Raw genomic sequence first — 14260 nt, forward strand, 5'->3', positions numbered from 1 at the left:
CTTCACCCAAGAAACCTGCGGACGGCCCGACGTCGCCTGCGTGACCTACCAGGAAGCGATACTGCGGCTCAATGGCCGGAATGGCTCGGCGAGTTAGATCTCCCCAGCCCGCTGGGACAGCCTGCTTATTTCGGATCTTCAATTGTCTGCACCGAGTCCGGCCCGCCTGCACCAGGCGCAGGATTCGGAATCGGTTGCACAAAACCATTGCCCTGGCTCGAGAGATAGTTTTTCTCGATATCAGACAGATCCTGACCTTTGAACACGGCTTCAAAGGCATGCAGACGTTTGTAGATAGAAATCAGTTCGACAATCGTGGTCCAGGAGCTGACCAGAAACTGGAAGGAGCTGGAAACCTGACCGAAAGCGGTGAGAATCTGCTGCCAGATGCCAAGCGTGATTTTGCCCGCAACAATGGTCGGCACCAGAAGCACGCTCACGTAGATATTGTCAGCCTGGAAGTAGAGGCTGCGCGCAATGTTGAAATACATGTAGTGGAAATAGAGCCGGAAATAATTCTTCCGGACATTGTTGAACAGCTCGACCACGGTGGCCGGCTGGGCTCGATCCGCATTGTCTTCGCCATAGACCAATTCCTTGCGGTAGGCGGCCTCGACGCGCTGATTCTTGAACTCGAGCCCCGGCAGCTTGACCCCGACAATGGCCAGCAATCCGGTTCCGAAGGCCGCCCAGAACAGCAGTGCGGTGAACAACGCATGTGGAATTTCGCCGACCAGCGGCAGCTCCGTCACATATTGCGACAACCCCCACAGAACCGGCAGAAACGCCACCAGCGTCATGATCGCATCGACAAAGGCTACGCCGAGGCCTTCCATGATCGAGGCGAAGCGCATGGTGTCTTCCTGCACACGCTGTGACGCACCCTCGATGTGGCGCACCCGGGTCCAGCGTTCCATGTAGAAATCATTCATCGCCGTGCGCCAGCGGAAGACGTAATGGCTGACGAAAAATCGGGTAATGACATACACGCCAAGCGAGACAAAGGCGATTTGAGCGAAGATCAGAAGCAGACCATAGAGATCGCCAGCACTCACCGAACCGTCTCCGGTCAATGCCTGCTGAAACTGGTCGAAAAACGGACGGCGCCAATTGTTGATAGCGACCGAGACCTGCACGCCGAAATAGGTGCTGAAGAGAATGAAGATCGAACCAAGGATCGACCAGAGCTGCCATTTGTGCGGTGAAAAATTGAACCAGAAGACCGCGAAGATCAGCGACCAGACGGTGTAAAAGGCATAGAACCAGAGAAATGACGGGGTGTAGAAATAATACAGCCCGACAATCGGTTCGCTTTCGGGTTCAGGCAAGGCAAAGCCAAGTGCTGCGCCGAGGGAATCGCCCACCGTGTACCAGATGAAGATGCCCAGACCTGCCCAAAGCAGCATAGACGGGAAGAAAACTTTCGGTTTCGGAAAGAATGATTCAAACACGGGGCGCGGATCCTGGAAATTGTCCCTGATGGAGGGACGTGATTCGACGTGAGTAGATCGACTACCTAGGACACCCCGACTGTGACGGCAATCAGGCGCGCGTGCGGTTCACGCCATTGTGCATAGGCCATGAGCTACGTGAACGATCAAACAATGCGACGCGCCAAAATGCTGATTGCGCCCGAACCGATTATGTTTTCGCGCGTCCGGGCCCGCAGAACACCAGCACGATCGCGCCGGAGGCGAGCAATCCGGCGGCGGCTGCGAGGCTGGCCCAAGTGTAGGTTCCCGACCAGTCGGCGAGATATCCGGCCACCACCGGCCCGAGGATCTGGCCCGTGCCGAAAGCGGCCGTCATCAGCGCCAGCGCCCGCCTCGGGCTTTCGGTGGCGAGCTGGCGGCCGGCCTGCAGACCGAAAGCCGTGACCATGATGAATGTGCTGCCCAGCAACACGCCGCCAATGATCGGACCGGCGGGCAATGGCACCAGCACGCTGGCCGCCACGCCAAGCGCCTCGACCAGACAGCCAAGCGCAAACACATTGATCAGGCCCATGCGCTTGACGGCCGGCCACCAGTAGGCGACCGACGGCGCCGCCGCGATGCCCGTGACAAGCCAGACACCGGCTTCAAACAGCGAGGAGCCGCCGCCATCGCGAACAATGGCAACCAGAAACGTTGCGGTGACGATGTAGCCAAAGCCGAAAATCCCGTAAGCCAGCGTCAGGGCGGTCAGCGCCGGTGTCCAGGCGAGCGGGGGTTCCTTTTTCGCAGGGCCTGCCCGCACCACATCGGCTGGCAGAAAACGGGCCGTCACCGCCAGACCGGCAAAAGCCAGAGCCGCCGCCGTGATCCAGGCCATGCGCCAGCCGCCATCGACGAGAACCAGAGCGCCAAACATGATGGCCGAGACCAAAATCCCCGCTCCGACCCCGCCAAAATGACTGGATTGCACCCAGGACTTGCCTGCCGCCAGTCCATGCGAAAGCACAATCGCCGAAGTGAAAATCATGACGAATGCGCTGGCGAGGCCTGCGACAAAGCGAATCGCGGCCAACAGCACCACATTGCTGGACAGGCCCATGGCCAGCAGAAGCAGTGCTGTGGCGATCAGGCCCCAGAGCGCAACCTTGCGCTCAATGCCCTCCGCCCAGCCATAGGCCGCCAAAATCGCGCCGAGCAGATAGCCCACATAATTGGCTGAAGCGATCCACCCGGCTTCCGCCGGTCCAAGCCCGAGATCCGCCATCATGGCCGGCAGCACCGGTGTGTAGAAAAACCGCCCCAACCCCATTGCAACCGCCATCGCCACAGCCCCGGCCAGCGCGGTGTGAACCACCTTTGGTTCCGCGGCGCGGGCAAGTGAAGGAGACAACTGGGACATGGGTTTGACGCGTCTGGAAAAAGTTGGGTTGAAGCTTTGGAAGACAACCTTCAATGAACCCGAACTTGGCGGGGGACAAGCCGGAGACTGAATCATTTGCAGGTTTTTTTGCGCCCCTCTCACTCTAATTTGATTGGAATATTGGGCGCGAGCGCCTATTTGTGCATTGCAGCATTCACGAAAGGATATTGCCATGAAAACCATTATCGTCACCGGCTCGACCAGCGGCATTGGTCTAGGAATTGCCGAAAACTTTGCGCGCGCCGGATACAATGTCGTTCTCAATGGCCTGGGCAAGACGGACGAAATCGAGGAGACCAGGGCTCGGCTGGCCTCGCTTGGCGCAGGCGACGTGATCTTTCATGGCGCCAACATGCTCAAGCCCGATGAAATAACCGATCTGGTCAAGACCGCGGAGGCCAGATTTGGCAGCGTTGACGTGATCGTTCCCAATGCAGGCATCCAGCATGTCGAAAAGATCGAGGATTTCCCGCCAGAAAAATGGGACGCGATCATCGCCATCAACCTGAGTTCGGCATTTCATCTGGTCCGGGCTGCGATGCCGATCATGAAAAAGCAGAAATTCGGCAGAATCATCGCCATTGCCTCGGCGCATGCGCTGGTCGCCTCACCCTACAAGAGCGCCTATGTCGCGGCCAAGCACGGCATCCTGGGTCTCATGAAGACCGTTGCGCTGGAAGGTGCCGAATTCGGGATCACCGCCAATGCAATCTGCCCCGGCTATGTCGAAACACCGCTTGTCAGCGGCCAGATTGCCGACACGGCAAAGGCGCGCAACATGAGCGAGAAAGAAGTGATCAGTGAGGTAATCCTCAAGGCGCAACCGACCAAGCAATTCGTCAAGGTCGAACAGATTGCGGCCCTGGCCATGTACCTTGCCTCCGATCCAGCGGCGCAGATCACCGGTGCGGCGCTGCCGATGGACGGCGGCTGGACCGCACAATGACAACGGCGAAAACAGGAATATCGGCGATAAAAGCGCCACGAGCAAAGAAAAGCGCCCCCGACGTTCACATGGTCAACCTGGCTCTGCAAGGCGGAGGCGCCCATGGCGCCTTCACCTGGGGCGTGATCGACCGGTTGCTCGACGAACCCGACATCGAGTTCGAAGGACTTTCCGGCACCAGTGCGGGTGCTGTCAACGCGGTGGTTCTGGCCTATGGCCTGATGGAAGGCGGACGCATCGGCGGACAGGCGGCGCTGGAAGACTTCTGGCGCAAGTCGAGCCGGGGCGGCTCGATCTGGTCGCCCGTCAGCGTCGTGCCAAAGGGGGTAATCCCCGGTATGGAAATGCTGACGGCAGCCACCTATGCCGCCTTCGATACCATGACGCGGACTTTTTCGCCCTATGAGTTCAACCCGTTCGATGTCAACCCGCTTCGCGATCTTCTCACGGAAAGCGTTGATTTCGCTGCGATGCAGGAGCGCTGCGAGACCAAACTGTTTCTGAGCGCGACCAATGTGCGCAGCGGCAGAGTGCGTGTGTTCGAAACCCGTGAAGTCAATGTCGACGTGGTCATGGCCTCGGCTTGCCTGCCGTTCCTGTTCAAGGCGGTCGAAATCGACGGCGAGCATTACTGGGATGGCGGCTATGTCGGCAATCCGGCGCTGTTCCCGTTCTTCTACAATTGCGAAAGCCGCGATGTGATGATCGTGCACATCAACCCGATGGAGCGTGACGAGGTGCCGAAGACGGCGCCCGACATCTTGAACAGGATCAATGAAATCTCGTTCAACTCGTCTCTTATCGACGAGTTGCGGGCGATCAATTTTGTGACCCACCTGATCGAACGGAACTGGCTCAAGGACGAATACAAGGATCGGATGAGGCACATACTGGTGCATTCGGTGAGAGCTGACGATGCCTTGCGGGATCTGCCGGTCTCGTCGAAATTCGATGTGAACTGGTCGTTCCTCACCGATTTGCGCGACCGCGGCCGTCTTGAGGCGGATCGCTGGCTTGAGGCAAACCGGGATTCCATCGGCAAGAAATCCACGGTCAATCTGGAAAGCCAGTATCTGGGACTGCCCGGGCCACGTCAGGCAGACGGCAGCCAGGCAAGGAGCTGATGCATCTCGCATTCAAATGGATTCATTTGAATGCGATCGTCCGTGCATCATTTCAAAGCCCTGCGGCGAGCCCTAGGCATCCGATTGGATGCGCGGCGCAGTGGCCGGTCCAGTTTGAAAACAAGAGCGATTTACCGGCTTTGCCTGAAACTGTCTAATCGTTGTTCCGGTCTTTCGCCCAAAGACGGGCTGGGATAGGTTTTGTCCAATTGGTTCAAAATCACGAGGCGACATGGCTCAGTCCCACCGAACATTCATCCGATTCCTGCTCAACGATCAGACGGTCGAACTCTCGGGCTTCGCACCTGACCTCACCCTACTCGACTGGCTCAGGCTCGACCGCCGCCTGACCGGCACCAAGGAAGGCTGTGCCGAGGGCGATTGCGGCGCATGCACCGTGCTGGTCGGCCGCATGGACAATGGAATTCTCATTTATGAATCGGTGAATGCCTGCATCCGTTTTGTCGGCTCGCTTGACGCCACCCATGTGGTGAGCGTGGAATATCTCAACCGTCCCGATGGCGCGCTCAGCGCGGTCCAGCAGGCGATGGTGGACTATCACGGCTCCCAATGCGGCTTTTGCACACCCGGCATCGTCGCCTCGCTGCATGGCTTGTGGCTCTCCGATCCTGAACCTTCGGAAGCCGACATCGAGCGGGCCCTGCAGGGAAACCTGTGCCGCTGCACCGGTTACGAGCCGATCGTCAAGGCAGCGATTGCCGCCTCCAAGACCATTCCATCCGAGGACAATGACCGGCTGGTCGCGGCCTATGGCAGAACCATTGAAACCCTGACAGGCTTCGCCGACGGGGCCCGGGTAACCATCGAAAGTGACCGGGGAGCCACCTATCTGCCCGCCGATGCGGACGATCTGGCAACGCTTTATGAAAGCCATCCGCAAGCCACCATTGTTGCCGGGTCAACCGATGTCGGGCTGTGGGTAACAAAACACATGCGCGAGATTGCGCCGGTGATCCATATCGGCCATCTCGCCGACCTCAAGCAGATCGCGCTCGACGAGGACGGCCTCACGCTTGGCGCAGGCGTGTCCTACTCCGCGGCGCACGGCGCACTGGTTTCGGCCTTTCCGCAGATGGCCGAGCTCTGGGACCGGATCGGTGGCGAGCAGGTGCGCAACATGGGTACGGTTGGCGGAAACATCGCCAATGGCTCGCCAATCGGCGACACCCCGCCGCCACTGATCGCGCTTGACGCCTCGGTGACGCTGCGCAAGGGCGACAGCCGCCGCACTGTGCCGCTGGAAGCCTTCTTCATCGACTATGGCAAGCAGGACCGGCAAAAGGGCGAGTTCGTCGAGAGCGTGTTCGTGCCCGCACTCGGCGAGACCGTGTTCTTCGCGGTCTACAAGATCTCCAAGCGCCGCGACGAGGACATTTCGGCGCTGTGCGCGGCGTTTCGCGCCACACTGGATTCCGAAGGTCTGGTGGACTCGGCGCGGATTGCCTTTGGCGGCATGGCCGGTACCCCGAAACGGGCGGCGGCGGCCGAAGCAGCGCTCATCGGTCAACCCTGGACCTGGGACACGATCCAGCAGGCCCGCGCGGCGCTCGCCACTGACTACCAGCCGCTGTCGGACTGGCGTGCAAGCGCCGATTACCGGATGCTGTCGGCACAGAACCTTATGATCCGGTTCTTCCTTGAAACCTGCGGAGCCCCCGTCCGCATCGAGCGCCATCCGGCGACCGTGGAGGCATGACGATGGCTCACCAGACCGCACGCAGCAAGACCGAAATCAGCGGCGGCGCGCATGTGAAGCGCCAGCATGATTCCGCCCACAAGCATGTGACCGGCAGCGCCGACTACATTGACGACATGGCCGAACCCGCCGGCACGCTGCATGGCTATCTCGGCCTTTCGGATCGTGCGCACGCGAAGATCATATCGCTTGATCTGGATGCGGTCCGCGCCTGCGAAGGAGTGGTGCTTGTGCTGACCGGCGCCGATGTGCCTGGCAGCAACGACATCTCCCCGACAGGCCGCGACGATGAACCGGTGCTGACGACGGACGAGGTGCTGTTCCACGGCCAGCCGGTTTTTGCAGTGGTTGCCGAAACCCGAGAAAAGGCCCGCCGCGCCGCCAAGAAGGCTGTCTTCGTTTATGAGGATCTGCCGCACATCACCGATGTCCGGGCAGCGCTCGCCGCCGATTATCCAGAAGTCACCGATCCGTTGAAGCTCGAACGCGGCGACATTGACGCGGGCCTTGCCGCCGCCCCCTTGCGGCTCTCGGGCGAGATGCGCATCGGCGGGCAGGATCATTTCTATCTCGAGGGCCATATTGCCATGGCCATTCCGGGTGAGGATGACGAGGTCACCGTCTGGTCCTCGACGCAACATCCCAGCGAAGTCCAGCACATGGTGGCGCACGCGCTCGGCACCGTCTCCAACGCTGTCACCGTGCATGTCAGGCGCATGGGTGGTGGTTTTGGCGGCAAGGAAACGCAGAGCAACCAGTTTGCCGCAATCGCGGCGATCGCCGCCAAGAAACTCAACCGCGCAGTCAAGATCAGGCCTGACCGCGACGACGACATGATCATCACCGGCAAGCGGCACGATTTCGTCGTCGATTACGATGTCGGCTATGACCAGAATGGCGTCATTCATGCACTCGACGCGACCTTCGCGGCGCGCTGCGGGTTCTCTTCCGACCTGTCGGGACCGGTCACCGACCGGGCGCTGTTTCATGCCGACAACTGCTATTTCTACCAGGACGTCCGGCTGGTCTCCAAACCGATGATGACCAACACGGTTTCCAATACCGCCTTCCGCGGATTTGGCGGTCCGCAGGGGATGCTCGGCGGGGAACGGGTTATCGAGGAAGTCGCCTATGCGCTGGGACGCGATCCGCTGGAGATCCGCAAGGCCAATTTCTATGGTGGGCCGGGCCGTAACATCACGCCCTATCACCAGACAGTGGAAGACAACATCATCGAGCGGATCGTCAGCGATCTGGAAGCCTCTTCGGATTATCAGGCACGCCGCGCCGAAATCATCGCTTTCAACGAGGCCAGCCCGGTGGTGCGCCGCGGCATCGCCTTGACACCGGTCAAGTTCGGCATCTCGTTCACCGCGACCTGGTACAATCAGGCCGGTGCGCTGGTGCACATCTACCAGGACGGCTCGATCCATCTCAATCATGGCGGCACCGAGATGGGCCAGGGGCTCAACACCAAGGTGGCGCAGGTGCTGGCCGAGGAGTTCCAGGTCGATCTCGACACCATCCGCATCACTGCCACCACAACCGGCAAGGTGCCCAACACTTCTGCCACAGCGGCGTCGTCGGGCACCGATCTCAACGGCATGGCCGCGGCCAATGCGGCGCAGCAGATCAAGACACGGCTGGTGTCGTTTGCCGCTGAAAAATTCAACATTCCCGAAGACCAGGTGGCGTTCGAGCCCAACCATGTCCGGGTGGGCAACGAATTGTTGCCGTTCGGGGACTTCATCAAGCTTGCCTATCAGGAGCGGATTCAGCTTTCCGCCGCGGGCTTCTACAAGACGCCTGACATTCACTGGGACCGTGCCAGCGGCAAGGGCCGGCCGTTCTACTATTTCGCCTATGGCGCAGCGGTGTCGGAAGTGTCGGTCGACACGCTGACCGGAGAATACCAGGTCGACCGGGTCGACGTGCTGCACGACACCGGCCGCTCGCTCAACCCGGCGCTCGACATCGGTCAGATCGAAGGCGCATTTGTGCAGGGTATGGGCTGGCTGACCACGGAGGAATTGTGGTGGGACGACAAGGGCCGGCTCAGGACCCATGCGCCGTCAACCTACAAGATCCCGCTGGCCTCGGACCGGCCGCGAATTTTCAACGTCGAGTTGGCCGACTGGTCGGAAAACCGCGAGGCAACGGTAAGACGATCGAAAGCCGTGGGTGAGCCGCCGTTCATGCTGCCGATCTCGGTGCTGGAGGCACTTGGCATGGCTGCGGCCTCTGTCGCCGATTACAGGTTCTCGCCTCGGCTGGATGCCCCGGCAACACCGGAGCGGATGCTGATGGCGGTGGAGCGGCTGAAGGCCCTGGCGATGCAAGAGGAAGAGGCCGCAGGCTAATGCCGCGGCTCGCTTCTTTCAGGGATTTCATCCTTGGAGCCGGGGCAAACGGGATCGTGCTTGTCCGGGTCGTCAAGGCGAAGGGTTCGACGCCGCGCGACACCGATGCCTGGATGCTGGTTTCAGCTGCCGGCACATTCGGGACCATCGGCGGTGGCAGGCTGGAGCTGGAATCCATCGATCAGGCCCATGCTGTTCTTGCCGGTGCACGCGCATCGGAACTGGCGTTGCCTTTGGGTCCGGCCATCGGCCAATGCTGCGGCGGGCATGTGACGCTGTCGTTCGAAATCATCCCGCCCGCCCGCTATTCCGTGGTCGAGGCCATGGTCGAGGCCGAGGACGCGGGTGATGCCGAGGTCTGGCTGTTCGGCGGCGGCCATGTCGGCCGGGCGCTGGCAAGTGCCCTGCTGTTGTTGCCGGTCAGGGTGCATGTGGTCGAGACCCGGCAGGATGAACTGGAACGCACGCCTGAAGGCGCCACCCGGCATCTGACCGCCCTGCCCGAGAGCCTTGTCTCGGGCATTTCGCCGGGCAGCGCGGTGATCGTGCTGACCCATGACCATGCGCTGGATTTCCTGATTGTCTCGGCGGCTTTGGCGCGCGACGATCTGGCCCAGGTGGGCATGATCGGGTCGGACACCAAGCGCGCCACCTTCGAGCATCAATATGTCCGCGAAGGCGGCGACAAGGCGAGGCTCAATAAGCTCACCTGCCCGATCGGCCGCAAGATTGCCGACAAGCGGCCCGAAGTGATCGCGGCCACGGTTGCGGCTGATGTCATCGCGGTTCTGGCAGAGCGCAGAGCGACTTAGAGCATGTCGCGTTCAAACCTATTCGTTTGAACGATAACGGACATGCATCATTTCAAAGTGTTGCAGCGACCTTTGCGCATCCGACTGGATGCGCGTCGCTGTAGCCTCAACCGGCGTCCTGAAGCACCATTTGGGCTGCACGCCAGCCGGTGGCAATCGCTGGGGCATTGGTGTTGCCGGTGATGATGTTGGGGAAGATCGAGCAATCGGCGATCCTCAGTCCCTCCACACCGTGAACCCGCAACCGCGCATCGACCACCGACGTCGCCGGATCCGGTCCCATCCGGCAGGTGGCGACCGGATGATAGACCGTGCCCGACCGGCGACGGATATCGTCAATCAGCGCTTCGTCGCTGGTGATATCCGGACCGGGCAAGACTTCAGCCTCGATGCAGTCGGCAAGCGGTCGGGCCGCGGCCATGCTGCGCACGATCCTGCCTGTCTCCAGCATCTCGGCGACATCATCATCGTGCGACAGTGCATTGGGCGTAATCCGCGGCGCTTGCAATGGATCAGCCGAGCGGATCATGATTTCGCCACGGCTCTTGGGACGGCAGCTTGACCAGCCGATGGAAAAGCCCGGCCAAGGGTCGGGGCTCAGGATCGGGCGCTCGCCGGGACGCGGCAGGACCGTCGAGAACGCCTGGAAATAGAGTTGCATGTTGGGCCGGGTGTGGTTTTCGGTAGTGCGGATGAAACCGCCCGCCTGATTGAGGCTGACCGACAGGGGGCCATCGCGCAAAAGCAGATAATGCAGGCCGGCGTTGAGCTTGCCCCACCAGGAACCAAGCTGCTGGTTGATCGTCGGGCAATTGGCCCGGTAGGTGAAGTTGATGCCGATATGATCCTCGAGATTGCGTCCGACATTGGCGTTGTCGACCCGCACATCGATGCCGAGACTGTTGAGATGACCGGCAGGTCCGATGCCCGAGATTTGCAACAGTTGCGGCGAGTTGACCGATCCGCCGCTGAGGATCACCTCGCGCCCTGCCCTCACGGTGATCGTCTTGCCGCGGCGGCGGTAAGTGACGCCGGTCACCCGCTTGCCCTCGAAAACCAGACCGGTGACGTGAGCGCCGGTGATCACCCGCAGGTTGGGCCGTTTCATCGCAGGACGCAGGAACGCGCGCGCGGCGGACAGCCGCCTTCCTCCGTGGATGGTGAACTCGAACAGGCCTATCCCCTCCTGGCTTTCGCCATTGAAATCGGGGTTCAGCGGCAAGCCGATGGCTTGGGCGGACCGGAACCATTTGCGCGTCAGCGGATGCACGGTCCTTGCCGGAACAAACAGGTTGAGCGGGCCCTTGCGGCCTCGCAAAGCGTCATCGCCGATCACCGCGCATTCGACATCGCGGAATGCGGAAAACATCTCGTCGGCGCCCCAGCCGGGATTGCCGGCATCGCGCCAATCATCGAAATCGGCCCGTGCGCCGCGAACCCAGACCATAGCGTTGATCGAAGACGAACCGCCCAGCACCCGGCCGCGCGGCCAGTGGTCGACATTTCCCGCAAGCCCCGGATCGGGTTCGGCGCGGTACATCCAGTTCACCCGCGGATCGAAAAACGTCTTGCCGTAACCAAGTGGCATCTGCACGAAAAAGCGCCGGTCATCGCCGCCGGCCTCAAGCAGCAGAACCTTGTGGCGACCCGAGGCCGAAAGCCGCTCGGCAATGACGCAGCCGGACGAGCCGGCGCCGATAATGATGAAGTCCGGATTGTCCATTGGGAGCTCACAGCGCGGGCGGTTTGACGAAAAACCGTTGTCACATTTGCTGTCCGCGATCAACGGATTTGCAGCGCCAGCGTCTGCTTCGGCTGCGACATTGCGCGTTGTCGCCGCGGTTCACCCCAAAACGGGAATTTGATGATGAACCTAGCGGAATTCCGGATCGCGTCTTGTTTCATAAGCATGCTTATAATATATGCCGCTTATGAAAATGACAAATATCGATCAATTCGGCTTTCTGGTGCACGATGTCGGGCGGTTGCTGCGCAGGAACTTTGAAAAGCGCGGCGGTGAACACGGCCTGTCCTCGGCCCAGTGGCGGCTTCTGGTGAAAGTCGTTCGCGAGGAAAATGCGACCCAGGCTCGCTTGGCTGAACTGATGGAAATCGAGCCGATCAGCGTCTCGCGACTGATCGATCGCATGGAACAGGCCGGATGGGTTGAACGCCAACCGCACGAGACCGACCGCCGGGTGAAGCGGGTGATCCCTACCGATAAAAGTCTGGCCGCCTACTCAGCCATCAAGGCAGTGGCCGGCGACATCTACACCGAGGCGATGGCCGGTATGACCGAGGCCGAGAAGCAGGCTCTGGTTTCGGCCCTTGCCAAAGTGGCTGAAAACCTGTCGTCCGACGAACCGCCGATACCATGCCCAGCCCCCACACATCAGGCGCAAAAATGACCACTCAAGCAAAACCAGTCGCAGCCAAGCCGGACCCATCCGCATCCAGTCGCCCGAGCCCGGCCACCCTCCCCGGCGCACTGGAAACCGGTCCCGAAAAGACGCCCTCGAAAGTCCGCCGCACCCTGCTGATGGTGCTGGTGCCCGCCCTGCTGGTCGGCGCCGGCGCCTATGTCTGGATCACCGGCGGCCGGTTCGAGGAAACCGAAAACGCCAATCTGCGGCTGTCGCGGATCACCATCGCCAGCGAAATCGCCGGCCGCGTGGTCAGCGTCAACGTGTCCGAAAACATGCCGGTGAAACAGGGCGAGGTGCTGTTCCAGGTCGATCCGCAGCCGCTTCAGATCGCGCTCAATGAGGCCAATGCGGCGGTGGAAAGCGCCCGTCTCAACGTCATTCAATTGCGTGCTGCGTACAAACAGGCCGTCACCCAGGAACGGATCGCCTCCGACGACGCAAAGTTCTACCAGGACAATCTCGAGCGGCAGAAAGCACTCAACGCCAAGGGCGTTGCGACAACCTCGTCGCTCGATGATGCGCGCCACACAGCGCAAAAAGCGCAGCAGGACCTGATCGCTGCCAGCCAGTCGGTTTCCACAGCCAAGGCCGCACTTGCCAACAGTCTTGAGGGCGATATCGATACTCATCCGATGGTCGCGGCAGCACTCGCCGCCCGCGACAAGGCCGCCTACAACCTTGCCGCCGCCACAGTGCGCGCACCCGCTGACGGTCTGGTCTATCAGGCAGCCTCCTTCCGCGCGGGTGAATATGTGACGCCGGGCGCCTCGCTGTTCACCCTGGTCGAGACCTCCGACCCCTGGATCGACGCCAATTTCAAGGAACCGCAACTGGCCCACATGAAACCCGACCAGACAGCCGAGATCGTGTTTGATGTCTATCCGGACCGCACATTCAGGGCGAAAGTCGAGTCGATCGGAGCCGGCACAGGCGCGGAATTCTCGCTGCTGCCGGCCCAGAACGCCACCGGCAACTGGGTCAAGGTGACCCAGCGGATTCCGGTTCGGCTCAAACTCGACGATCCCGAGGCCAACATCCTGGCTCGTTCGGGCCTCAGCGCCAAGGTAACCGTGGACACGGAGGCAAGCCGCAGCTTTGGGGATTTCTTCAGCAGCGCCAAGGCTGCGGAATAACCCGCCGCCGGGAAAGCGAAACCCATGAGCACGACCGACGAACCCGGGCACAATGTGCCGCACCGGGGCCTGATCACGATTTCGATCATGCTCGCGACCATCATGCAGGTGCTGGACACGACCATCGCCAATGTCGCCCTGCCGTCGATGACCGGCGATCTGGATGCCTCGCAGGACACGATAACCTGGGTGCTGACATCCTACATCGTGGCAGCCGCCATCATGACGCCGGTCACCGGCTGGCTGGCGGACCGGTTCGGCCGGCGCCAGCTGTTCCTGACGACCATTGTCGGCTTCACCGCCACATCCATGGCTTGCGGAATGGCTCCAAGCCTGGAGGTGATGGTTCTGTTCCGGCTGCTTCAGGGCGTTTTTGGCGCGGCTATCGTTCCCTTGTCCCAGACTTTCCTACTCGACATCAATCCAAAGGAACGCCACGGATCGGCCATGGCGATCTGGGGCGCCGGCATCATGGTCGGACCGATCATCGGCCCGACGCTTGGCGGATGGCTGACCGAAACACTGAACTGGCGCTGGGTGTTCTTCATCAACCTGCCGGTGGGCATCATTGCCTTCTTGGGCTGTGCGGCCTATCTGCCCGAGGTGGCGCGACGGTTGCGCCGTTTTGACTTCTTCGGATTTGCCATGCTGTCGCTCGGCGTCGGCGCGCTGCAGCTGATGCTCGACCGTGGTGGTGAGGTCGACTGGTTTTCGGCATGGGAAATCTGGATCGAGCTTGGCCTGTGCATTACCGGCATCTGGATTTTCACCGTCCATCTGGCGACAGCCGAAGACCCCTTCGTCGATCCGAAAATCTTTGCTGACCGCAATTTCGTGACCGGTCTGGTGCTGATCTTTGTGGTCGGCATCATCCTGCTGGCGAGCC

The 14260-nt window shown here is 61.0% G+C and carries 11 protein-coding genes; 8 read left to right on the forward strand and 3 right to left on the reverse strand.

Translation table 11 applies throughout. From position 1 onward, the window contains the following. Window positions 1-125: 125 nt before the first annotated feature. Both sbmA and ABJN75_RS23585 read right to left on the reverse strand, forming a co-directional pair. The gene (sbmA, locus tag ABJN75_RS23580; RefSeq protein WP_348442124.1) at window positions 126-1451 is read right to left on the reverse strand and encodes a peptide antibiotic transporter SbmA; all 1326 of its coding nucleotides are present in this window, start codon (window positions 1449-1451) and stop codon (window positions 126-128) included. A 190-nt stretch (window positions 1452-1641) separates the two neighbouring features. After that, window positions 1642-2835, reverse strand: coding sequence for a YbfB/YjiJ family MFS transporter (locus tag ABJN75_RS23585; RefSeq protein ID WP_348442125.1), 1194 nt, complete (start codon window positions 2833-2835; stop codon window positions 1642-1644). Window positions 2836-3028: 193 nt separating this feature from the next. On the opposite strand from ABJN75_RS23585, the gene ABJN75_RS23590 reads away from it, so the two are divergent. The 5 genes from ABJN75_RS23590 (at window position 3029) to xdhC (ending at window position 9815) form a co-directional block, all read left to right on the forward strand. Next, window positions 3029-3802: a 3-hydroxybutyrate dehydrogenase gene (locus tag ABJN75_RS23590; RefSeq protein WP_348442126.1), complete on the forward strand. Its 774-nt coding sequence runs from the start codon at window positions 3029-3031 to the stop codon at window positions 3800-3802. Then, window positions 3799-4926, forward strand: coding sequence for a patatin-like phospholipase family protein (locus tag ABJN75_RS23595; RefSeq protein ID WP_348442127.1), 1128 nt, complete (start codon window positions 3799-3801; stop codon window positions 4924-4926). The genes ABJN75_RS23590 and ABJN75_RS23595 overlap by 4 nt, the downstream gene beginning before the upstream one ends. Window positions 4927-5158: 232 nt before the next feature. After that, window positions 5159-6643 (forward strand): xanthine dehydrogenase small subunit, encoded by a 1485-nt coding sequence (gene xdhA / locus ABJN75_RS23600; protein WP_348442128.1) that lies wholly within the window; start codon window positions 5159-5161, stop codon window positions 6641-6643. 2 nt (window positions 6644-6645) lie between these two features. Then, window positions 6646-9003 (forward strand): xanthine dehydrogenase molybdopterin binding subunit, encoded by a 2358-nt coding sequence (gene xdhB, locus ABJN75_RS23605; protein ID WP_348442129.1) that lies wholly within the window; start codon window positions 6646-6648, stop codon window positions 9001-9003. Next, on the forward strand, window positions 9003-9815 hold the full coding sequence (gene xdhC / locus ABJN75_RS23610) for a xanthine dehydrogenase accessory protein XdhC (protein WP_348442130.1): 813 nt from the start codon (window positions 9003-9005) through the stop codon (window positions 9813-9815). The genes xdhB and xdhC overlap by 1 nt, the downstream gene beginning before the upstream one ends. 106 nt (window positions 9816-9921) lie before the next feature. Here the strand turns inward: xdhC and ABJN75_RS23615 are convergent, their stop codons facing one another. Then, the gene (locus tag ABJN75_RS23615) at window positions 9922-11538 is read right to left on the reverse strand and encodes a GMC family oxidoreductase N-terminal domain-containing protein (protein ID WP_348442131.1); all 1617 of its coding nucleotides are present in this window, start codon (window positions 11536-11538) and stop codon (window positions 9922-9924) included. A gap of 214 nt (window positions 11539-11752) precedes the next feature. On the opposite strand from ABJN75_RS23615, the gene ABJN75_RS23620 reads away from it, so the two are divergent. The 3 genes from ABJN75_RS23620 to ABJN75_RS23630 form a co-directional block, all read left to right on the forward strand. Then, the gene (locus ABJN75_RS23620) at window positions 11753-12223 is read left to right on the forward strand and encodes a MarR family transcriptional regulator (protein ID WP_348442132.1); all 471 of its coding nucleotides are present in this window, start codon (window positions 11753-11755) and stop codon (window positions 12221-12223) included. Then, window positions 12220-13374 carry an HlyD family secretion protein gene (locus ABJN75_RS23625; RefSeq protein WP_348442133.1) on the forward strand — a complete coding sequence of 385 codons (1155 nt, stop codon included), beginning with the start codon at window positions 12220-12222 and terminating at the stop codon, window positions 13372-13374. Before ABJN75_RS23620 ends, ABJN75_RS23625 begins: the two co-directional genes overlap by 4 nt. Before the next feature lie 24 nt (window positions 13375-13398). After that, window positions 13399-14260: DHA2 family efflux MFS transporter permease subunit (locus tag ABJN75_RS23630; RefSeq protein WP_348442134.1), on the forward strand; the 862-nt coding region annotated here is incomplete at its 3' end.

This window comes from Hoeflea sp. (assembly GCF_039975035.1).
In the GTDB taxonomy this organism is placed as follows: Bacteria; Pseudomonadota; Alphaproteobacteria; order Rhizobiales; family Rhizobiaceae; genus Hoeflea.

Excerpts from the sequence above, each read along its gene's own strand:
- ABJN75_RS23585 (WP_348442125.1), bottom strand. The coding sequence starts at position 2,835 with ATGTCCCAGTTGTCTCCTTCACTTGCCCGCGCCGCGGAACCAAAGGTG.
- ABJN75_RS23590 (WP_348442126.1), top strand. The coding sequence starts at position 3,029 with ATGAAAACCATTATCGTCACCGGCTCGACCAGCGGCATTGGTCTAGGA.
- ABJN75_RS23595 (WP_348442127.1), top strand. The coding sequence starts at position 3,799 with ATGACAACGGCGAAAACAGGAATATCGGCGATAAAAGCGCCACGAGCA.
- xdhA (WP_348442128.1), top strand. The coding sequence starts at position 5,159 with ATGGCTCAGTCCCACCGAACATTCATCCGATTCCTGCTCAACGATCAG.
- xdhB (WP_348442129.1), top strand. The coding sequence starts at position 6,646 with ATGGCTCACCAGACCGCACGCAGCAAGACCGAAATCAGCGGCGGCGCG.
- xdhC (WP_348442130.1), top strand. The coding sequence starts at position 9,003 with ATGCCGCGGCTCGCTTCTTTCAGGGATTTCATCCTTGGAGCCGGGGCA.
- ABJN75_RS23615 (WP_348442131.1), bottom strand. The coding sequence starts at position 11,538 with ATGGACAATCCGGACTTCATCATTATCGGCGCCGGCTCGTCCGGCTGC.
- ABJN75_RS23620 (WP_348442132.1), top strand. The coding sequence starts at position 11,753 with ATGACAAATATCGATCAATTCGGCTTTCTGGTGCACGATGTCGGGCGG.
- ABJN75_RS23625 (WP_348442133.1), top strand. The coding sequence starts at position 12,220 with ATGACCACTCAAGCAAAACCAGTCGCAGCCAAGCCGGACCCATCCGCA.